The organism is Candidatus Portiera aleyrodidarum (assembly GCF_902713745.1).
In the GTDB taxonomy this organism is placed as follows: Bacteria; Pseudomonadota; Gammaproteobacteria; order Johnevansiales; family Johnevansiaceae; genus Portiera; species Portiera aleyrodidarum_D.
On sequence record NZ_CACTJB010000001.1, the window covers coordinates 1 to 21,442 of the forward strand.

Sequence of the window (21,442 nt, forward strand, 5' to 3'; positions counted from 1 at the left end):
TTGAAGTCTTTTGACTTGTTTTTTGGTTTGGTTTAAGTGTTATGTTGTTAAGTAATGATGAGAGGTGTAGTTGTAGGGAGTGGAGGTAATTAACTTCTTTATTCTAATTTATACAGTATTACGTAACGAATAAAATAACGAAAAAAAAAACTTAACAAAACTTAATGTAATATAAGTTAAGTGACATGACTACACTACTTAAAGAAAAATAACTTATAACAACACATAACATAACATAACATAACATAACAACTAAACCTCAACTCAATACAATCCAATTTAAACCAAAGCATAACATAACCCATCAAATCAATACAACTTATATTAACTTAATACAACTCAAAAAACCAAACATTACATAATAAAATAATTAACGGTAATGATAGTTTAAGAAAATCAAGTAAAGTTTAATGAAATGGAGACAAGAAAAATGGAAATTTATATAGCTGCTGCTATTATGATCGGTTTAGGTGCAGTGGGTACAGGGATAGGTTTTGGAATTATAGGGGGTAGATTGTTAGAATCAACTGCAAGACAACCTGAATTAAGTAATTTATTATTAACTCGTACATTTTTAATGACGGGATTAATAGATGCAGTTCCAATGATTGGGGTGGGTATTGCTTTATATTTAATTTTTGTAGTAGCAGGTTGAGTTGGAGTTGAAACACTTACTTAAATTAAACATTAAATTAGACATAGACATTAAGGTAAGGTAAGGTAATATTTGTGAATATTAATTTAACAATTTTATGTGAAGTTATAAACTTTGCTATTTTAATTTGGTGTTGTAAAAAATTCATTTGGCCGCCAATAAAAAAAAACATATTAGACAGAGAAAAAACAATTAATAATGCTTTAAATGCTGCTAATATAGCAAAAAAAGAGTTATATAAAGCAAAAAAAGAATCAAAATATATTTTGAGTAAAGCAAGAGATGAAGCAGATTTAATAATAGTAAAAGCGAGAATACATTACAATGAAGTAATTGAAAAAGTAAGAAAAAGATCAAAAAAAGAAAGTGAAGTATTAATTAAAAATAGAAAAAAAGATTTTGAAGAAGAAATGTTAAATATAAAAAAAGTTTTACATGAAAAACTAATTACTGTATCTTTAATAGGTTTAGAAAAAATATTAAAAAATTCAATAGATATAAACATAAACAAAGAATTTTTAAAAAAATTAGTAAACAAAATATGAAAATTTATTCAAATTTAGAAAATAATAACCCATATATTAAAGCAATATGGGACTTATCAGTGTTATCAAAAGATTTAGATAAATGGAAAAATAGAATAAAAAAAATTGAATTTATTTTAAATTTTTATAAAAAGAATAATGTATGTAAATATTTTGTTTTTAACAGAAAAATAAAAAAAATTTTAGATAAAGAAAGTTTGTCTTTTATAAAGTTATTATTAAAAAATAATCAAATTAATAAAATTAATTTTATTATGTTATATTATGAACACAATATATTAAAACAATATAATATTTTATATATTAGAATTAATAGTGCTTTTATACTAAATAAAAAGCAAAAAAAACAAATAATAAATATTTTAAGTTTAAATTTTAAGAAAAAAATCTTTATTAAAAAGATCAAAATTAAAAAAAATTTAATGGGTGGTGTAATTATAAAAATAAAAAGAAAAAACATTATAATAGACTGTTCTATAATCGGTAGATTAAATAAATTAAAAAAAAAATTAGTAGGGTAATGTAATTATGAAACAATTAAAATTTTCTGAACTTAGTAATATAATAAAAAAAGAAATTAAAAATATTAATTTAAAAGTAGAGTTAAAAAATGAAGGAATAATTTTTAATGTATTTGATGGCATTGTTCGGGTGTATGGATTATATGAGGCTATGTACGGTGAAATAATAGAATTTGTTGATAGTCTTATTGGTTTAGTCTTTAACATTGAGCGCACTAATGTAGGTATAGTTATATTAGGGGATTATAAGAATCTTTCAGAAGGAATGAAATGCAAATGTACAGGCAGCTTATTAAAAGTACCGGTCGGTTTAGAATTAATTGGTAGAGTGGTAGATTCATTAGGAAAGGCTATAGATGGTAAAGGAAAAATAAAAACAAAAAAAACTGATTATATAGAAAAAATAGCGCCAGGGGTTGTGTTTAGAAAAACTGTAAATCAACCGTTAAATACAGGGATAAAAGCTATTGATTCAATGATCCCAATAGGTTTGGGGCAAAGAGAATTAATTATTGGGGATAGGAACGTAGGTAAAACGTCTCTAGGTTTGGATGTAATTATAAATCAAAAAAACAAAGATATAATATGTATTTATGTTGCTATAGGTCAAAAAAAATCTAATATTGTAAAAAATGTAAAAATATTTGAAAAATATGGAGCTATGAACTATACAATAGTAGTTGTTGCTTCAGCGTCAGAACCAGCTATAATGCAATATTTAGCTCCATATACAGGCTGTACGATTGGGGAATATTTTCGTGACAGAGGGAAAAATGCATTGATTGTATATGATGATTTAACAAAACAAGCTTGGGCATATAGACAAATATCTTTGTTATTAAAACGACCTCCTGGTCGTGAAGCTTATCCGGGGGATATTTTTTATATCCATTCAAAATTATTAGAAAGAGCTTGCAGGGTTAATGAAAATTATGTTAGTAAAAAAACGAAAGGTAAAAGAAAACAAACAGGGTCATTAACAGCTTTACCAATTATAGAAACAAGAGGTGGCGATGTTTCAGAGTTTATTCCTACAAATGTTATTTCTATAACAGATGGGCAAATATTTTTAGTAACGAATTTATTTAATGCGGGAGTGAGACCTGCAATAAATGTAGGGTTATCCGTTTCACGAGTTGGGGGTTCGGCACAAACTAAAATTATAAAAAAATTAGCTTCAGGCATACGTTTATCTTTAGCTAAATATAGAGAATTAGAATCATTTGCACAATTTAGCTCAGAATTAGATGAACTAACTAAAAAACAAATAGAAAAAGGTAAGCGTATAACAGAAATAATGAAACAAAAACAATTTAATACAATGAGTGTTGCTGAAATATCAATCTTATTGTATGCTGCAAATAAAGATTATTTATTTGACATAGACATAAATAAAATTTGTTCTTTTGAAAAAGAATTTTTAAATTATTTTAATTTAAATTATAAAACCTTAAGAAATCTGATAAATAATAATGGTAAAGAAGAGTATATAGAAAAATTTAAACAAATATTAAAAAATTTTAAAGAAAAATATAGGTAATAAGTTGATTTTAGCGACAAAAGAAATAAAAGTACAAATTGAAATCATAAATAATACAAAAAAAATAACTAGTGCAATGGAAATGGTTTCAGCATCTAAGATGCGGAAATTACAAAATAGAATGTTATTAAGTAGGTATTATACAAAAAAAATAAAAGAGATATGTACTCGCATTATTATTGATGAAAATATAAATGATAAAAATCTAAACAAAAAAATAAAAAAAATTTGTTATATTTTAATTACGAGCGATAAGGGTTTATGTGGAGGTTTGAATATAAATTTATTTAGAAAATTATTAAAAGATATAAAAAAAAATAAGAACAAATATTGTTTTTGCACAATAGGAAGAATTGGAAATAAATTTATAAAAAAATATGGTGGAGAAATAATTTATTATTTAAATAATGTAGGGGATTATCCAAGAATAATTGAGTTTTATAATTTAATAAAAGTAATAATTAAAGAGTTTGATAATAATTATATTGATTGCATTAATATCATATACAATAAATCAATCAATTCAATCAATTCGTTGCCTAAAATTAAAAAGATTTTTCCGTTAACTATAAAAATAAAAAAAGAAAGCATAAATAAAATAGTTTATATTTATGAAGCTTATGATTTTAAGAAGTTATTAAACAATATACTAACTAAATATATTGAAGCTCAAATTTATCACTCTGTGTTAGAAAATATAACTTGTGAACAATCAGCTCGAATGATGTCAATGAAAAAAGCAACAGAAAATGCTAATAATTTAATAATAGATTTAAATAATATTTATAATAAATTAAGACAAGAAAATATAACGCAAGAAATTACGGAAATAATAAATGGAGCAGCATTAGTATAATAATAATAAAGGAAATAAAATGAAAGGAAAAATTGTTCAAATAATTGGTGCAGTAATTGACGTAGAATTTAAAAACAATAAATTACCTAAAATTTATTATGCATTAAAAGTAGAAAAAATAAATTTAATTTTAGAAGTTCAACAGCATATAGGCGATTATATAGTAAGAACTATAGCTATGGGATCAACTGAAGGAATAAAACGTAATTTAAAAGTGATTAATACAAAGTCTCCTATCAAAGTTCCTGTAGGGATTCAAACTTTAGGTAGAATAATGAATGTTTTAGGTGAAGCTATAGATGAAAAAGGCCCAATAAATGAAAATAAAATTATGTCAATTCACAAGAAATCCCCTAAATATATAGAACAATCTATCAACAATGAAATTTTAGAAACGGGTATTAAAGTCATTGATTTAATGTGTCCATTAATTAAAGGAGGAAAAATAGGACTTTTTGGAGGAGCTGGTGTGGGTAAAACTGTTAATATGATGGAGTTAATTCGTAATATAGCAATCGAACACTCAGGATTTTCCGTATTCGCAGGTGTTGGAGAAAGAACTCGAGAAGGAAATGATTTTTATAATGAGATGAAAGTATCTAAAGTTCTTGACAAAGTATCTTTAATTTATGGTCAAATGAATGAACCATCGGGTAATAGATTTCGTACAGCATTAACAGGATTAACTATTGCAGAGTACTTTAGAGATGAAGGTAGAGATGTGTTATTATTTATTGACAACATCTATAGATTTACATTAGCTGGAACGGAAATATCAGCATTATTAGGTAGAATGCCTTCGGCTGTTGGTTATCAACCGACATTAGCTGAAGAAGTTGGGATGTTACAAGAAAGAATTACTTCAACTAAAAACGGGTCAATTACATCTATACAAGCAGTGTATGTGCCAGCTGATGATTTAACAGATCCATCTCCATCTGCGATTTTTTCTCATTTAGATGCTACAATAGTCTTATCTCGTAAAATCGCAGAGTTAGGCATTTATCCTGCGATTGATCCTTTAGAATCAAACTCTAGGCAATTAGATCCTTTAGTTATAAGTAAAACTCATTATAAAATTTCTTTAAAAGTACGAAAGATTTTACAACGTTATAAAGAATTGAAAGATATAATAGCTATTTTAGGTTTAGATGAATTAACAGAGGAAGATAAAAATATTGTAAATAGAGCTCGAAAAATTCAAAATTTTTTATCACAACCTTTTTTTGTTGCAGAGATATTTACAGGCAAAATAGGTAAATATGTAAAAATAGAAGATACTATTAAGGGGGTTAATGGTATTTTAAAAGGAGAATTTGATAATATTCCAGAGCAAGCTTTTTATATGATTGGCAAAATTGAAGAATTAAAAAATAAACATTAAATAAATATAATTGGAATTTATATGAACAGCATTCAATGTGATATTATGAGTATTGACTGTTTAATTTTTTCAAAAAGAATAAAACAAATAACAGCAATTGGCACTGAAGGTGAATTAGGAATTTTATCAGGACATGCCCCAATTATAACACAATTAAATTCAGGTCCTTTAATAATAACACATATTAATAATAATAAAGAAATTTTTTATTTAGATGGTGGTGTAATGGAAGTAGAATCAAATATGATTTCATGTTTAGCTTATACAATTATAAAAGCAAATGATATTAAGGAATATGAAATAAATAAAAGTATTAATGAAGCTAAAAATTTAATTAAAGAAAAATCATCAAAAATAAATTATACACGGGCAGTTGCAGATATAGCCTTAGCCAATGCTCGGTTACATACATTAAAAGTGTTTAAAAAATTAAAAATAAAATAAAAGGAAATAAACAAATGAATTTACGTAATAGAAATCTTTTAAGTTTAATTAATCATACAAAAGAAGAAATTAATTATTTAATAAGTCTAGCACGTTATTTAAAACAGTCAAAATATATAGGAAATGAATATCCTAGATTAAAGGGTAAAAATATAGCATTGATTTTTGAAAAACCTTCCACAAGAACCCGTTGTGCTTTTGAAATAGCAGCTAAGGATCAAGGGGCAAATGTAACTTATATTGATTCTAAATCTTCACAAATTGGAATTAAAGAAACGATTAAAGATACAGCTAAAGTATTAGGTCGTATGTTTGATGCAATACAATACAGAGGATATAGTCAAAAAATAATAGAAGAATTGGCAAAAAATTCAGGTATTCCTGTTTTTAATGGCTTAACAAATGAATTTCATCCAACACAAGTTTTAGCTGATATACTAACGATGTTAGAGCATTGTAATAATAAACCTTTGAATAAAATAAAATATTCTTATTTAGGTGATGCTCGTTATAATATTGGAAGATCCTTATTATTAATCGGAGCCAAAATGGGTATGGACGTACGAATAGCGGCTCCTAAACAATTATGGCCAGAAGAAAAATTTTTTATATTTTGTAATAACATAGCAAAAAAAAATAATGCAAAAATACTTTTAGTTGAAGATCCTTTTTTAGCCGTAAAGAATGTAGATTTTATATACACGGATGTTTGGGTTTCAATGGGAGAAAGTGAAGAGGTATGGTGTGAAAGAATTAAAAGTCTTTCAAAATATCAAATAAATAAAGAAATTATAAAAGCTAGTAATAATTATAAAGTAAAAGTAATGCATTGTTTGCCTTCCTTTCATAATAATGAAACCTTAATTATAAAAAACTTATTCAAAAAAAATGAGTTTATAAAAAATAATAATAATTTAGTTAATGGTTTGGAAATTACTGAGGAAATCTTTGAATCGGCATTTAATATATCTTTTGAACAAGTTGAAAATAGAATACATACAATCAAATCAATTATGGTAGCAACGTTTAGTTAAGTAATGTAAAGCTTAGCCGTATATAATTTAATGTAATTTAAAATAGAAAAAACTTTAATAAAACATAACAACTTATATTAAAACTTAATGTAAGAAGAATTAGTGCAGTTAAGTTAGTTTGATGTTGTTATGTTATGTGTTATTTAAGTTAGTGTTTGAGTTTGTTTTTTGATTTAGTTGTGGTGTAATTTAATGTAATGTTGTTTAAGTTGTTATGTAATGTAATGGTTTGTGTTGTGTTGTGTAGTTTAGTTTGTGTATTGTAAGTTTTTAAAGTTGTGGTGTTATGTTATGTGGTTTTAAATTGTTTTAACTTAACTTGTTATGTTATGTGGTTTGTAATAGTTTGGATATTGTATTTTGTTTGTGGTATGTTTAGTGTAATGGGTTGTAATGGTTTGTATTAAGTTGTGTTGTATTAGTTATGTGTAGTGTAATGTAATGTAATTTAATGCTTTGTAATGTAAGGTTACTTTAAGTTGTATTGAAGTGTTTTAGTTTAGTGTAGTTTTTTTAATTTAAGTTAGTTATGTGTAGTGTAAGTTAATGTAATGCTTTGTAATGTAATGTAATGTAATGTGGTGTTTTAACTTAACTTAACTTGTGGTGTAATGTAATGTAATGTAATTTAATTTAAGTTGTGATTTTTTGTAATGGATTAAAGTTGTAATGGGTTGTAATGGTTTGTATTAAGTTGTGTTGTATTAGTTATGTGTAGTGTAATGTAATGTAATGTAATGTAATGTAATGTAATGTAAGGTTTAGTTAATGTAATGTAAGGTTATAAGTTAGTTGTTGTGTTGAGGTGTAGTGTAAGGTTACTTTAAGTTAGTGTAATGTAATGCTTTGTTATGTGGGGTGGTATGGTATGGTATGGTATGTTTAGTGGTTTACAAAACAAAACAAAACAAAAAAAAACATTAAATTAAATTAATGTGGTTTAAGTTAAGTTAAGTTATTTTAAAGTTGTATTGGTTTAGTGGTGTTATGTTATGTTATGTGGTTTTGATTAAGTTGTTTAATTAATGCTTTGTGGTATGTTTGAAACGAATTGAGATGATTTGTTATTTGATTTGATGTGATGTGATTTAAGTTGTTTTTATTTTATTTTATTTGTTTTTATTTGTTATGAATTGTGTTGTTATGTTTTGAAGTGTTTTTATTTAAGTTGTTGTTGTTGTTGTTTTGAAACGATACGATACGATACGATTTGTAATGATTTGATTTGAATTCTTTTGTTTTGAAACGAATTGATATGATTTGAAACGTTCTGTTATGTTATTTGTTATTGTTATTTGATTTGTTCTTTTATTTTATTTGTTTTAAATTAAATTAAATTGTTTTGATATGAATTGAGGTGTTATGTTATGCTTTGTTATGTTATGTTATGTGTTTGTTATTTTATTTTGAGTTGTTTTTGATTGTTTGGGTTGAGTTTTTATTTTTGAGTTGTTGTTGAGTTGTTTTAAATTACATTACATTACAACACTAAACAAAATAAACATACCACAAACAAAACACTTCTACACCACAAAGCATTACATTAACTTTACACTACACATAACTAACTTAAGTTGTTTTTGTAATGTGTTGAAGTGAGATGTAATGGATTGAAGTGTTTTGAATTGTTTTTACTCCTATCCTAAGTTGAAGTGTTTAAGTGTAGTTTGTAAGTTTAGTTGTAATGGTTTGTATTAAGTTGTGTTGTATTAGTTATGTGTAGTGTAATGTAATGTAAGTTGTGTTGTTATGTATTAAGTTAGTGTGGTATGTTTAGTGGTGTGGTGTTGTTGTGTAATGTTGTGTTGTGTTGTTTAAGTTGTATTGTGTTAAGTTAATTTAGTGTGAGTTAGTGTAATGTGTTATGTTTTGTAATAATGTTGTGTTGTGTTGAGATGAGATGAGATGAAGTGTTATGTAATGTTATTTTATGTGTTGTTATGATATGTGTTAATGTTTTGTTTTAGTTATGTGTAGTGTAGTGTAGTTTAGTTTAGTTTAGTTTGGTTTGTTTTGTTTTTTGGTTTGAATTTGAATTGTTTTTTGTATTAAGTTAGTGTAGTTGTGTTGCTTTGTTATGTATGAGATGTAAGTTAATGTAATGTGGTTTTAGAGTAGAGGAGTGGTGTTACGTTGTGTATTTTTTTTTAAGTTAATGTAATGGATTGAGGTGCAGTGCTGTGCTGTGCTGTTGAGGTGTAAGTTTAAAGAAAAAAAAGATTTAAAGGAGAGGTAAAACTTAGAGTGGTTGTGGTGTTCTTTTCTTTTGAGTTGATATGATATGAGTTACTTTGTATTGAGTTAGTGTTGGTGTGAGTTGAGTTGTTGTTGAATTGTTGTTGTTGTTGAGGTGCTTTGGTTTGAGTTGCTGTTGAGGTGTTGAGTTTTTTTTCTTTGAGTTTTGTTTTCTTTTGAGATGAGATGAGATGAGTTGAGTTGATATGATATGATATGAGTTACGTTACGTTGTAGTTGAGTTAGTATTGTATTGTGTTAGTTGGGATTAAGTTATTTTGTAATGTAATGTAATGTAATGTAATGTTTTGTCTTTGTAAATGTTAGGAAATAATAAATGGATAAATATATTAAACACAAAGGTTTAGTTGTACCTTTTAATAGATCTAACGTAGATACTGATTTGATTATCCCTAAACAATTTTTAAAAACAATTAATCGTATTGGTTTTGGTTTTAATTTATTTGATGGATTACGTTATATTGATGAAGGATATCCAGGAAAAATAAACAGGTTAATAAATAAAGATTTTATTTTAAATAAATCTAGATATAAAGGAGCTAGTATATTATTAACACATAATAATTTTGGATGTGGAAGTTCAAGAGAACATGCAGTTTGGGCTCTTAAAGAATATGGGTTTAAAGTAATTATAGCACAAAGTTTTGCAGAGATATTTTATAATAATGCTTTAAAAAATGGTATTCTAATTATAACGTTAAAGAAAAATTTAATTGATGAACTATTTTTAGCTGTATACAACACAAAAGGTTATATGTTAGATGTAAATTTGCAAAAACAAATAATATATAAACAAAGTGGAAAGCAAATTAAGTTTTCCATAGATCCTTTTAGTAAATATTGCTTAAAAAATGGTTTAGATGATATAGGTATTACTTTAAAAGAAATAAATACTATTAAAAGTTTTGAAAATATTCATAAAAAAAATAATCCTTGGTTATAAAATAATATGAAAAATGAAATTTTAATATTACCAGGTGATGGTATTGGTCCTGAAGTAATAAATGAAGCAGTTAAAGTTATACAACTTTTAAAAAAAAAGAAATTAATTAATTCAGTTATTCGTTATGCTAAGATTGGAGGTAATGCTATAGAAAAAGTAGGTTTACCTCTACCAACTGATACATTAAAAGCAGCCAAATCATCTCGTGCAATTTTATTAGGAGCTGTAGGTGGAAAAAAGTGGGATAATATAAAAGACTTTAAGAAACGTCCGGAATATGGTTTATTAAAACTACGTAAATCATTAAAATTTTTTGCTAATTTAAGAAATACTATTTTTTATCCACAACTTTTATCATCAAGCATTAAATCAGAAATACTATCAAATGTAAATATTATGATTGTAAGAGAATTAAGTCAGGGTATTTATTTTGGTAAACCTAGAGGGGTTGTATACAATGAATATTTTTTACGTTATGGTTTTAATTCATCAAATTTAGATGAAAAAGCTATACGAAGAATTGGTATAATAGCTTTTGAACTTGCCAAAAAACGTAAAAAACAACTTTGTTCTGTAGATAAAGCAAATGTTATAGAAGTTTCGATGTTATGGCGAAAAATTATTACTGAATTATCCAATTCATATCCAGATGTAAGGGTAACTCACCTATATATAGATAATGCTGCTATGCAACTTATATTATCACCAAACATCTTTGATGTAATTGTTACTGGAAATATGTTTGGAGATATTCTATCGGATGAAGCTGCTAATTTAACAGGATCAATAGGTATGTTACCTTCAGCTTCTATAAATTCAATAGGACAAGGTTTATTTGAACCTTGCCATGGAAGTGCTCCAGATATTGCTAATAAAGGAGTTGCTAATCCTATTGCTACAATTTTATCAGTTTCAATGATGTTACATTATTCTTTACAAAAACCTTTATTATCTAAATTTTTAAATGTTGCTATAATAAATGTTTTAAAAAAAGGCTTTCGAACAGCAGATATAAATTATACTGGGAAAAATTTAGTATCTACAAAAGAAATGGGAAATTTAATTATTGAAGAATTTGAAAAATTAATTTAATAAAAATATAAACAAAATAATTAGGAAAATTAATTTATGCTTAAAATGGGTTTCGTTGGATGGAGAGGTATGGTTGGTTCAGTTTTAATACAACGTATGATTGAAGAAAATGATTTTAATTCAATTGAACCTATTTTTTTTTCTACTTCTAAAGCTGGTAAAACTTGTCCTATTTTTGATGCAAAGATACAAAATGCCTATGATTTAAATAAACTTAAAAAATTAAATGTGATTATAACATGTCAAGGAGGAGATTATACAAAAAGGATTTATAAGAGTTTACGTAATTCTGGTTGGAAAGGTTATTGGATTGATTCATCAAGTAAACTTAGAATGGATAGTAATTCAATTATTATTTTAGATCCTATAAATCTTAAAATTATAGAACAAAGTTTAGATTTAGGCATTAAAAATTTTATTGGAGGAAACTGTACTGTTAGTTTGATGTTGTTAAGTTTAGGTGGTTTATTTAAAAATAACCTTATAGAATGGATTACTTCTATGACATATCAAGCAGCCTCAGGAGCAGGTTCTAAGCATATGATAGAGTTATTAAATCAAATGCGTATACTTGGTAATCTCGTTAAAAAAAATAACCATGCCAAATCAATTTTAGAGATTGATTCTAAAATTACTAAATATATGGGCAGTTTACCTATAAAAAATTTTGGGGCGCCAATTGCTGGTAGTTTAATTCCTTGGATAGACCAAAAGATGGATAATGGACAAAGTAAAGAAGAATGGAAAGGAAATGTAGAAACTAATAAAATTTTAGGTTTTTCTCCTAATACTATTAAAATAGATGGTATATGTGTAAGAATAGGTGCTATGCGCTGTCATTCTCAAGCATTTATTATTAAGTTGAAAAAAGATATCCCTCTATATGACATAGAATCAATAATTAAAGAGCATAATCCATGGGTCAAAGTTATAAAAAATGATAGTAATTCTAGTTTAAAAAAATTAACACCAGCAGCTGTGTCTGGCACTATGTCAATTCCAATAGGGAGATTACGTAAATTATCTTTTGGGAAAAAATATATAACTGCATTTACTGTAGGCGATCAATTATTATGGGGTGCTGCTGAACCTATAAGAAGAATGCTAAAAATACTCGTTAATAGATAAGGTATGAATTTTTTTTATAACTTAAATTTTATTTATGGACGTATAGTTTTAGGGGTTGAATATATTGGTTTTGAATATTTTGGGTGGCAAAGGCTTAAACAATATAATACCATACAACAAACATTAGAAGAAGCTTTAAAAATTTTTACAGGACACGCAATTACTTTAAAAGCTAGTTCTCGCACAGATTCTGGGGTTCATGCAATACGACAAATAGCACAGTTTGATTCATTTATATGTCGTAGTCAAAAATCATGGGTGTTAGGTCTTAACTCTAATTTACCTAGCGATGTACGAATTCGTTGGGCCGTTAAAATATCAGATAAGTTTAATTCTCGTAAAGCAATAGCTAGAAGATATAAATATTTAATATATAATAAGTTTATAGATTCAGCCTTAATAAGGAATACTATGAGTTGCCACAAAACACCTCTAAATATAAAACAAATGCATATTGCTGCTCAAAGTTTGGTAGGTAAACATGACTTCCTATCTTATTGTTCTTCCAATTGTAAATCAATAAGTTCAATTAAAACTTTACATTTTGTTGAAGTACGAAGTTATGGTCCAATAATAATAATCGATATACAAGCAAATTCATTTTTACATAATATGGTAAGAAATATTGTTGGAGCATTATTAGAGATAGGAAATGGTCGTCATTCAGTTAATTGGTGTAAAAAAATTTTATTTAAAAAAAATCGCAACGAAGCAGGAAAAACAGCTAAAGCAAAAGGATTATATTTGGTTGATGTTCTGTTTAATAAAGAATTCCAAACTCAATTACCACACGAACCTAATTCTATTATTGGGCCACATCAGTTATTTTATTTTTAAAAATAAATGGAGTTTGAGTTTAGGTTTAGCCTTAGCCTTAGCTTTACTTTATAGCTTAGTTTTATTTTTAGCTTCGCCTTTCCTTAGCATTATCATTATCATTAGTATTAGTGTTCGTTTTCGTTTAGACTAGTTTAGTTTTAATAAAATATAAGTTGAGATGAGATGTTATTAGTTGCTTTGTTGTTGTGGGGTTATGCTTTAATATAATATAATATAAGTTGTTATGTTGTGTTATGTGATGTAATGTAATGTTATGTGTTGATATGCTTTGTTATTGGATTGAGGGGTGTTGTGTAGTGTGTTGTAAGTTAATGTGGTTAATGTTGTTATGTTATGTTATGTTATGTGTTGCTTTTTGTAATGGATTGAATTGAGTTGTATTTGAGTTGTTATGTTATGTTATGTTATGTGTTTAGTTTAGTTTAGTTTGTTTTGTTTTGTTTTGTTTTTGAAGTGTTATGTTTTTTACATTACATTAATGTGTTTTAAATTAAGTTGTTATGTGTTAATTTAAGTTGTAATAGTTTAAATTAATTTAATTTAAGTTGTTTTAGTTATGTGTAGTTTAGTTTAGTGTAGTGTAAGGTAATGTAAGTTGTGTTGTTGTGTTGTGTTGTGTTGTTTAAGTTGTGTTGAAGTGAAGTGTGTTGTGTTGCTTTGTAAGGTGTTGTGTTGTGTAAGGTTAAGTTAAGTTAAGTTAATATAATATAAGTTAATGTGGTATGTAATGTTTGGTGTAATGAGATGAGATGTAATGTTGTTTACATTAAGTTAGTGTAGTTTGTGTAAGGTTAAGTTAAGTTAATGTAGGTTAGGTTTAGTTTATGTGGTGTAGAAGTGTTTTGTGGTTTAATATAATATAAGTTGTTGTGTTATGTAATGTTATGTGGTTTATGTAATGGTGTGTAAGTTTAGTTATTTCAAGTTAGTGTTATGTTATGTGTTTGAGTTTCTTTGAGTTGTTGTTGAGTTGTTCTGTTCTGTTCTGTTCTGTTCTGAAGTGTTTTGAAGTGTTATGTTATGTTATGTTATGTTCTGTTATTTGTTCTTTTATTTTATTTGTTGTTGTAGTTGATTTAATTTGAGGTGTGGAAGTGTGTGGTTTTGTGGTCTGTTTTGTAATGTTTTAATATCAGTTGTTATGTTATGTTATGTTATGTGTTGAGATGAGATGTGTTGTTATTTGTTGTATTGTGTTGCTTTGGCTTTGAGTTTGAGTGTGAGATGAGATGAAGTGTTATGGTATGGTATGGTATGGTATGTTATGTTATGTTATGTTATGTTCTGTTATTTTATTTTCTTTTATTTTATTTTATGTGTTGATATGCTTTGTTGTTGAGTTGAGTTTTTTTGTGTTTGAGTTTGAGTTTGAGTTGGTGTTGGTGTTGGTGTTTGTGTTTGTGTGAGTTTCTTTTCTTTGAGTTTTAAATTGTTTTGTTTTGTTTTGTTTTGTTTTCTTTTGAGTTATGTGTGCTTTAAGTTGCTTTGGATTGAGGTGTGTTATTGTTATGGATTAATTTACATTACAAAAAAACAATTAAAGAAAATTACATTACAAAACATTACATTAATTTAATTAAGTTAGTTTGTGTAGTGTGGTTTGTTTTAATGTAAGTGTAAGTGTGAGTGTGTTTTAGTGTAGTGTGTTGCTTTGTATTGAGGTTTAGTTATGGTATGTGTTGAGTTGTAATGAGTTGCTTTGTAATGTATTTTAAGTTTGTGTAGTGTAAGTTTTTTTAATTTAATTTAAGTTAAGTTAGTGTAAGGTTAAGGTTATTTCAAGTTGTGGTATGTTTGTTTTGTTTAGTTTAGTGGTATGTTTGAATTGTAAGTTTTTGTTTGTGGTGTGTAAGTTTAGTTGTTTTAGTGTAGTGTTGTGTAAGGTTACTTTAAGTTAGGTTAATGTTGTGTAAGTTGTGGGGAGTTAGTTTGTTTTTGAATTGTTTTTGTTTTTGTTTTAACTTAAGTTGTTATGTTATGTGTTATATAATATAAGTTATGTTATTTTATTTTAAGTGGTGATGTTAAATTAAATTAGGTGAAATTGAGTTTACTTTACTTGGAACTTTAATATGACGAATTGGTTTTATGATTATGTATTATTTTTTTCGAAAATCTTTACTATTTTAATAGCTATTATTCTTTTATTTTTTTTTAAACCTAAAAAGGTTAGTTTAAAACAAATTAAACTAATAGATTGGGGCGAATATTTTAAAACATGTGGTATTGCTTTAGTTAATACTCTTAAAAAGAATAAGAAAGATTTGCCTGTAGTTTGGTTAATAGATTTTTATGGGGATATAAAGGCTAGTTACACTCCAAAATTAACTGAATTAATAACTAGCATTTTAAGTTGTGCAAAAAATAATGATGAGGTAGTATTAAGATTAGAATCATGTGGTGGGATTATACATTCTTACGGATTAGCTGCAGCTCAATTAGAGAGATTACGTAAAGCTAGTATAAAATTAACTATATGTGTTGATCAAGTTGCAGCAAGTGGAGGTTATATGATGGCTTGTTGTGCGGATAAACTGTTTGCAGCACCGTTTTCTATAATAGGTTCAATAGGTGTTGTAGCACAAGTAGCAAATATTCATAGACTATTAAAACAACATAAGATAGACGTAGACATTTTAACATCAGGAAAAAATAAACGACCTTTAACGTCCTTAGGTGAAAATACTAAGGAAGATAAGGTTAAATTTCTAAAAGAACTAAAAGAAACTCATGATTTATTTAAACATTATGTTTTAAATAGACGTCCTAAAATTAACATAAAAAAAGTGTCAAAAGGAGATGTTTGGTATGGTATAAAAGCTAAAAAAGAAGGATTAATAGATAAAGTTATTACAAGTGACGAATATTTGGAATTACGTTCTAAAAAAGCAAAAATCTTTAAAGTAGTAAAAAATAAAAATGGAACACATTTTGAAATAATAAAAAAAACTTTATCTAGAATTTTAAAAATATGATAAAACAAAGGTTTTTTAAATTAATAGAATTTTATATATTTGATGACAAATACTCAAATAAGATTGTTATTGAATCTATAAAATGGAATAAAGAAGGTTTGATTCCAGTAATTACTCAACAATATGATAGTGGGGAAGTATTAATGTTAGCTTGGATAAATAAAAATATTTTGTTAGATACCAAACTTGGATATTATGTTTCTTATTGGTCTAGATCGAGATGTAAAAAATGGCAAAAAGGAGAAAAATCAGGAAAAATACAGTTATTAAAAGAAATCTATCTAGATTGTGACGGCGATACTCTTTTATTTAAAGTAAATCAATATGGCCCTTCTTGTCATTCTGGGTGTCTAAGTTGTTTTTATAACAAGTTATTAACTAATGCTAAAATAGTAAAAAACTCAATAATATCACCTAAGTTCTTATATAATTAGATGCTATATAATAAATGTGTGATAACATAGCATTTAATCCATTGTGTCTATTTAATGTTAAATGTTGTTCTAAACCTACAAATTTTGTTAAATTTAATGGCGTAGATAAAATTTCTCTTGGCTTTCTATAATTATAAATTCTTAATATAATAGCAATTAAGCCTAAAACTATAGCTGCATCAGAAGTAGCAATAAAATGAATTTTATCATCAAAAAATTTATGATAGATCCATACATTAGATTGACATCCGGAAAGAAGATATTTAGGCTTTTTCCATTTGGCTGGCATTTTAGGTAACTTTTTGCCTAAATCAAGTATATATTTATAACGATCTATCCAGTTATTAAAAAACTTTAATTCCTTTATAATTTTTTTTTGAATATTTTCAATGTTATTCATGTTTGAGGTCTTTTTGGTTTTAATTTTGCTTTGAGTGCTTTAAGTTAATAAAATATAAGTTTAGTGTTTTTGTAAGTTGTATATGTTTAGGATTAGTTATGTGTAGTGTTATGTTATGTTATGTTATGTGTTATGTGTTTGTTTTTACATTACATTAATTTAATTTAATTTAAGTGTAGTGTAAGTTATAATGTAATGTGGGGTAATGTAATGCTTTGTAATGTGGTGTGGTGTGGAAGTGTTTTGTGGTGTGTTTTAAGTTAGTTATGTGTAGTGTGTTGAAGTGAGATGAGATGAAGTGTTATGGTATGTGTTGTAAGTTTTGTGTTGTGCTATGCTTTGTAAGGTTAAGGTTGTTTTAAATTAAATTAAATTGTTTTGATATGTTTTAAGTTGTTTTGATTTAAATTGACTTGATTTGACTTTTTTTGACTTGATATGTTTTGAAGTGTTTTAAATTAAATTGTTTTGACTTTTTTTGTTTTTGAAGTGTTTTATGTTATGTTGTTTTAATTTGTTTTATGTTATGTTATGTTTTGACTTTTTTTGTTTTGACTTGATATGATTTGAAGTGTTTTAATTTAAATTGTTTTGATATGAAGTGTTTTAGTTTTAGTTTTAGTTTAGGTTAGGTTAATGTTGTGTAAGGTTAAGTTAGGTTAAGTTAAGTTAAGTTAAGTTAATTTAATTTAAGTTAAGTTAATGTGGAAGTGTTTAGTTTAGTGGTTTGTAATGTAATGAGATGTAATGCTTTGTAATGTTGTGCTATGCTTTGTAAGGTTAAGGTTGTTTTAAATTAAATTAAATTGTTTTAATGTGTTTTAGGTTAGGTTAAGTTGGTTTACATTATTAAGTTAAGTTATTTCATTTCAAGTTGTGTTGTTTAAGTTGTTATGCTTTGTTATGTTATCAGTTGTTATGTGTTATTTTGTGTTGGTGTGAGTGTGAGATGAGATGAGATGAAGTGTTATGTTATGTTATGTTATTTTATTTTCTTTTATTTTATGTGTTGTTATTTGTTGTGTTGTGTTGTGTTGTATTGTATTGTATTGTGTTGTGTTGTGTTGTGTTGAAGTGTTATGTGTTGGGTTTTGAATTGATTTGATTGTTTTGAATTGTGGTTTTGTTTTTTGGTTTGTTTTTTAAGTTAAGTTGGGTTGTAAGGGGTTAAGTTAAGTTAAGTTAAGTTGGGTTGGGTTGTGTTAGGTTAGGTTAGGTTAGGTTAGTTTAGTTTAGTTTAGTTTGGGTTTTTTTTAAGTTGTATTAGTTATGTGTAGTGTAGTTTAGTTTAGTGTGTTGAAGTGAGATGAGATGAAGTGAAGTGTATTAGTGTTGTAAGTTTTGTGTTGTTATGTGTTGTTTAAGTTGTGTAAGGTGTTGTTAAGTTAATTTAATGTAATTGTTTTTTTGTAATGTAATGTAATGTAATGTAATTTAATGTAAGTTTTTTTAATTGTTTTAAGTTGAGTTGGTGTGGTTTAGTTTAGTTTAGTTTAGTGGTGTTATTTTGTGTGGTGTGTAATGGTTTGTAATAGTTTAGTGGGGTGAGTTGTTGTTGAGTTGAGTTGAGTTGTATTTGAGTTTGTTTTGATTTGATTTGTTTTGAGTTGTTTTAAATTGTTTTGTTTTGAAGTGTATTTTGTTTGTGTAATGTAATGGTGTGTAATGTTGTTTAAGTTGTGTTGAAGTGTGTTGAGATGAGATGAAGTGTATTAGTGTTGTTTAAGTTTAGTTGTGTTATTTTGTGTTGCTTTGAGTTGCTTTAATATAATATAAGTTGTTATGTAATGTTATGTGTTCTTTTGAGATGAGATGAAGTGTTATTTGTTGTATGGTTTTGATTATGTGTTGCTTTGAGTTTGAGTGTGAGATGAGATGAAGTGTTATGTTATGTTATGTTTTTTTATGTGTTGTGTTGTTATTTGTTGTGGTGTTATGTTATGTGTTGTTTAATTTAATTTGTTTTAAATTTTTTTAAGTTGTTATATGTTGTGTTGTATTGTATTGTGTTGCTTTGGCTTTGGCTTTGAGTTTGAGTGTGATGAAGTGTTATGGTATGGTATGGTATGGTATGTTATGTTATGTTATGTTATGTTCTGTTATTTTATTTTCTTTTATTTTATTTTATGTGTTGATATGCTTTGTTGTTGTGTTTAGGCTTGGGTTTTAATTTAATTTAATTTGGGTTTTGAATTGATTTGATTGTTTTGAATTGTGGTTTTGTTTTTTGGGTTGTTTTGTTTTATGTTGTAATAAGTTGTGGTGTTGTGTAATAAGTTGTTGTTGAATTGTTTTGTAATGGGTTGGTGTTCTTTTCTTTTGGTTTGTAATGGTTTTAAATGGGTTGGGTTGAGTTGAGTTGAGTTGAGTTAGTTTGTGTAATGTATTAGTTGGGTTTTGAATTGTTTTTGTTTTTGGATTAACTTAAGTTGTGTTAACTTAATGTGGTGTGGTTTATGTTTGGGTGTTGTTTTTGATTGTTTTGTAATGTGTTAGTTTGGTGTGTTGTAATGCTTTGAGGTGTTATGTAATGTTTTGTAATGTGTTAGTTTGTGTACTGTTGTAATGCTTTGTTATTGTTATTGAGGTGTTATGTTTTGAATTGTTTTAAGTTTTGTTATTGAGGTGCTATGATTTGTATTAATTTGGTTTTAAGTTTAGTTGTTTAAGTTAATGAGTTTGGTTTTGTTTTTTGTGTTGTTATTTTAAGTTGCTTTGTTGTTGAGATGAGATGTTGTTGTGTTTTGTAATGGATTGAGTTACGTTGTATTTGAGTTGTTATGTTATGTTATGTGTTATAATGCTTTGTTGATTTGAGTTAGTGTGTTGTTTTGTAATGTTATGTTATGTGTTATTAATATAAGTTATGTTGTAATGGTTTGTATTTGTTGATGCTTTGGATTGTATTGAGGTTTAGACTAGACTAGTTTAGTTGTGTTGTGTTGTGTTGTGTTGAAGTGTGTTGAGATGAGATGAGATGAAGTGAAGTGTATTAGTGTTGTTATGTTATTTGTTGTAATGTGTTATGCTTTGTATTAAGTTGGATTGGTTTACAAAACAAAACAAAACAAAACAAAAAAAAACATTAAATTAATATAAGTTATGTTATTTTGCTTTAATGTATAATGTGGTGTAAGTTGAGTTGGTTTAATGTTTTGGTTTATGTTGAGGTCTTTTGTAATGGTTTGGTTTGTTTAAAGTTGTAATAGTTTGGATTAATTTAAAACAAGTTGGTTTGAGTTGTTTTTGGTTTTGTTTGTAATGTTGTTGGATTTGGATTTGGATTTGATTTGATTTGTTTTTATTTGATGTGTTATGTTTTTTATATTTTTTGGATTAAGTTATTATATTTTGGGTTTGTGTTAAGTTTTTTAAAGTTATGGTTGTTTTGTGTTAAGTTTTGGATTATTTTGAGGTGCTTTAATTTAAGTTGATTAAAGTTGTGGTGTTGTGTAATGTGTTGTTTAAGTTGGATTATGTTTTTTCTTTTGTGTTATAAGTTGTTGAGTTGAGGTCTTGTTTTGTGTTATGTTAAGTTTTTTTTAAGTTGTTTGGGTTGTAATGGTTTGATTGAGGTGTTGTGTTATGTGTTGTATGTGTAATGGTTTGCTTTAAGTTGTATTAAGTTGGTTTGTGGTATGTAATGTTTTGGAATAAGTTGACTGTGCTTTGGTTTAAGTTGTATGAGGTGTTTTGATTATTTTGTTATGTGTTAAATTAATTTAAAACAAGTTAATGTAATGTAATTTAATGTGGTGTAATGTTGTTTAATTTAATGTGGTGTAATGAGATGTAAGTTATTTGTAATAAGCTTTATTATTATCCGAATGATCTGTTAAATCAATAATTTCTGTTAATTCTGGTACACGCTCTAACAAAATTCTTTTAACATGCTTTTTTAAAGTCAAAGAGACGGAGACACATCCTTTACATCCCCCCTCAAATTGAAATATAGCAATTTTTTTATTTGTAATTTTTATTAATCTAATAAAACCGCCATGAAATGCTAAAATAGGATTAAGCTCAGTATCAATTATAAAATGAACTTTATTTACCAAATAATAGTCATACTTAGAGTTAGGTAATAGTTCAGTTTTAGTTTTAGGTACAGGTATTTTAATTGTTAATTTACCACCTAATCTGTCCATAATAAAATCTATTACAGCATTCTTTATAAAAGGCAAACTTTCTTTATCTAAGAATACATTTAATTTTGTATATTTTATTTTTACATCATTATCTGTTAATTTATAACAAAATTCTATACTAGGTTTTGCATATTTTTTATTTAGAAAAATTCTAACGCCAGTTGCTATATTATGATTATATAAAAGGTTAGCCAAATAATTTTGTGCACGTCTAGTAATAATAAACTTTGATTTTTTCATATTATTC

Annotated in this window: 17 protein-coding genes; 15 read left to right on the forward strand and 2 right to left on the reverse strand. The window is 26.3% G+C overall.

Features of this window, described 5'->3' with window-relative positions:
* The first annotated feature begins 430 nt into the window (after window positions 1–430).
* The 15 genes from atpE (at window position 431) to hisI (ending at window position 16,647) form a co-directional block, all read left to right on the forward strand.
* A complete protein-coding gene (atpE, locus tag H7S46_RS00005; RefSeq protein ID WP_014894946.1) occupies window positions 431–655 on the forward strand; it encodes a F0F1 ATP synthase subunit C in 225 nt (74 codons plus the stop codon).
* 74 nt (window positions 656–729) lie between these two features.
* Window positions 730–1,200, forward strand: a complete 471-nt coding sequence (atpF, locus tag H7S46_RS00010) for a F0F1 ATP synthase subunit B (RefSeq protein ID WP_183042815.1) — start codon at window positions 730–732, stop codon at window positions 1,198–1,200.
* Window positions 1,197–1,721, forward strand: coding sequence for an ATP synthase F1 subunit delta (atpH, locus tag H7S46_RS00015; RefSeq protein ID WP_183042816.1), 525 nt, complete (start codon window positions 1,197–1,199; stop codon window positions 1,719–1,721). The genes atpF and atpH overlap by 4 nt, the downstream gene beginning before the upstream one ends.
* Window positions 1,722–1,728: 7 nt before the next feature.
* Window positions 1,729–3,261: a F0F1 ATP synthase subunit alpha gene (gene atpA / locus H7S46_RS00020; RefSeq protein WP_183042817.1), complete on the forward strand. Its 1,533-nt coding sequence runs from the start codon at window positions 1,729–1,731 to the stop codon at window positions 3,259–3,261.
* Between the two features lie 4 nt (window positions 3,262–3,265).
* The gene (atpG, locus tag H7S46_RS00025; RefSeq protein WP_183042818.1) at window positions 3,266–4,117 is read left to right on the forward strand and encodes an ATP synthase F1 subunit gamma; all 852 of its coding nucleotides are present in this window, start codon (window positions 3,266–3,268) and stop codon (window positions 4,115–4,117) included.
* Window positions 4,118–4,136: 19 nt separating this feature from the next.
* Window positions 4,137–5,501, forward strand: a complete 1,365-nt coding sequence (atpD, locus tag H7S46_RS00030; RefSeq protein WP_183042819.1) for a F0F1 ATP synthase subunit beta — start codon at window positions 4,137–4,139, stop codon at window positions 5,499–5,501.
* Between the two features lie 21 nt (window positions 5,502–5,522).
* Entirely contained in the window at window positions 5,523–5,945 is a 423-nt protein-coding gene (gene atpC, locus H7S46_RS00035; protein WP_183042820.1) for an ATP synthase F1 subunit epsilon, read from the forward strand.
* A 14-nt stretch (window positions 5,946–5,959) separates the two neighbouring features.
* Complete coding sequence (argF, locus tag H7S46_RS00040) at window positions 5,960–6,979, forward strand: ornithine carbamoyltransferase (RefSeq protein ID WP_183042821.1); 1,020 nt, start codon at window positions 5,960–5,962, stop codon at window positions 6,977–6,979.
* 2,572 nt (window positions 6,980–9,551) lie between these two features.
* Window positions 9,552–10,178 carry a 3-isopropylmalate dehydratase small subunit gene (gene leuD, locus H7S46_RS00045; RefSeq protein ID WP_183042822.1) on the forward strand — a complete coding sequence of 209 codons (627 nt, stop codon included), beginning with the start codon at window positions 9,552–9,554 and terminating at the stop codon, window positions 10,176–10,178.
* 6 nt (window positions 10,179–10,184) lie between these two features.
* On the forward strand, window positions 10,185–11,270 hold the full coding sequence (gene leuB / locus H7S46_RS00050) for a 3-isopropylmalate dehydrogenase (RefSeq protein ID WP_183042823.1): 1,086 nt from the start codon (window positions 10,185–10,187) through the stop codon (window positions 11,268–11,270).
* 36 nt (window positions 11,271–11,306) lie between these two features.
* On the forward strand, window positions 11,307–12,398 hold the full coding sequence (gene asd, locus H7S46_RS00055) for an aspartate-semialdehyde dehydrogenase (RefSeq protein ID WP_183042824.1): 1,092 nt from the start codon (window positions 11,307–11,309) through the stop codon (window positions 12,396–12,398).
* Window positions 12,399–12,401: 3 nt separating this feature from the next.
* On the forward strand, window positions 12,402–13,235 hold the full coding sequence (gene truA, locus H7S46_RS00060) for a tRNA pseudouridine(38-40) synthase TruA (protein ID WP_183042825.1): 834 nt from the start codon (window positions 12,402–12,404) through the stop codon (window positions 13,233–13,235).
* Window positions 13,207–13,368: a hypothetical protein gene (locus tag H7S46_RS00065; RefSeq protein ID WP_183042826.1), complete on the forward strand. Its 162-nt coding sequence runs from the start codon at window positions 13,207–13,209 to the stop codon at window positions 13,366–13,368. Before truA ends, H7S46_RS00065 begins: the two co-directional genes overlap by 29 nt.
* A 1,942-nt stretch (window positions 13,369–15,310) precedes the next feature.
* Complete coding sequence (gene sohB / locus H7S46_RS00070) at window positions 15,311–16,213, forward strand: protease SohB (protein ID WP_183042827.1); 903 nt, start codon at window positions 15,311–15,313, stop codon at window positions 16,211–16,213.
* Complete coding sequence (gene hisI / locus H7S46_RS00075) at window positions 16,210–16,647, forward strand: phosphoribosyl-AMP cyclohydrolase (protein ID WP_259645826.1); 438 nt, start codon at window positions 16,210–16,212, stop codon at window positions 16,645–16,647. Before sohB ends, hisI begins: the two co-directional genes overlap by 4 nt.
* Here hisI and H7S46_RS00080 read toward each other — a convergent pair.
* Complete coding sequence (locus H7S46_RS00080; RefSeq protein WP_183042828.1) at window positions 16,628–17,047, reverse strand: SufE family protein; 420 nt, start codon at window positions 17,045–17,047, stop codon at window positions 16,628–16,630. The two genes, hisI and H7S46_RS00080, sit on opposite strands and share 20 nt — an antisense overlap.
* Window positions 17,048–20,844: 3,797 nt before the next feature.
* Entirely contained in the window at window positions 20,845–21,435 is a 591-nt protein-coding gene (locus H7S46_RS00085) for a NifU family protein (RefSeq protein ID WP_259645827.1), read from the reverse strand.
* Between the last annotated feature and the right edge of the window lie 7 nt (window positions 21,436–21,442).

What these genes read in the sequence shown, in the direction of transcription:
- leuD (WP_183042822.1), top strand. Translation starts at nt 9,552, where the DNA reads ATGGATAAATATATTAAACACAAAGGTTTAGTTGTACCTTTTAATAGA.
- atpH (WP_183042816.1), top strand. Translation starts at nt 1,197, where the DNA reads ATGAAAATTTATTCAAATTTAGAAAATAATAACCCATATATTAAAGCA.
- asd (WP_183042824.1), top strand. Translation starts at nt 11,307, where the DNA reads ATGCTTAAAATGGGTTTCGTTGGATGGAGAGGTATGGTTGGTTCAGTT.
- truA (WP_183042825.1), top strand. Translation starts at nt 12,402, where the DNA reads ATGAATTTTTTTTATAACTTAAATTTTATTTATGGACGTATAGTTTTA.
- argF (WP_183042821.1), top strand. Translation starts at nt 5,960, where the DNA reads ATGAATTTACGTAATAGAAATCTTTTAAGTTTAATTAATCATACAAAA.
- atpA (WP_183042817.1), top strand. Translation starts at nt 1,729, where the DNA reads ATGAAACAATTAAAATTTTCTGAACTTAGTAATATAATAAAAAAAGAA.
- atpD (WP_183042819.1), top strand. Translation starts at nt 4,137, where the DNA reads ATGAAAGGAAAAATTGTTCAAATAATTGGTGCAGTAATTGACGTAGAA.
- hisI (WP_259645826.1), top strand. Translation starts at nt 16,210, where the DNA reads ATGATAAAACAAAGGTTTTTTAAATTAATAGAATTTTATATATTTGAT.
- H7S46_RS00085 (WP_259645827.1), bottom strand. Translation starts at nt 21,435, where the DNA reads ATGAAAAAATCAAAGTTTATTATTACTAGACGTGCACAAAATTATTTG.
- atpE (WP_014894946.1), top strand. Translation starts at nt 431, where the DNA reads ATGGAAATTTATATAGCTGCTGCTATTATGATCGGTTTAGGTGCAGTG.
- leuB (WP_183042823.1), top strand. Translation starts at nt 10,185, where the DNA reads ATGAAAAATGAAATTTTAATATTACCAGGTGATGGTATTGGTCCTGAA.
- sohB (WP_183042827.1), top strand. Translation starts at nt 15,311, where the DNA reads ATGACGAATTGGTTTTATGATTATGTATTATTTTTTTCGAAAATCTTT.
- atpC (WP_183042820.1), top strand. Translation starts at nt 5,523, where the DNA reads ATGAACAGCATTCAATGTGATATTATGAGTATTGACTGTTTAATTTTT.
- H7S46_RS00080 (WP_183042828.1), bottom strand. Translation starts at nt 17,047, where the DNA reads ATGAATAACATTGAAAATATTCAAAAAAAAATTATAAAGGAATTAAAG.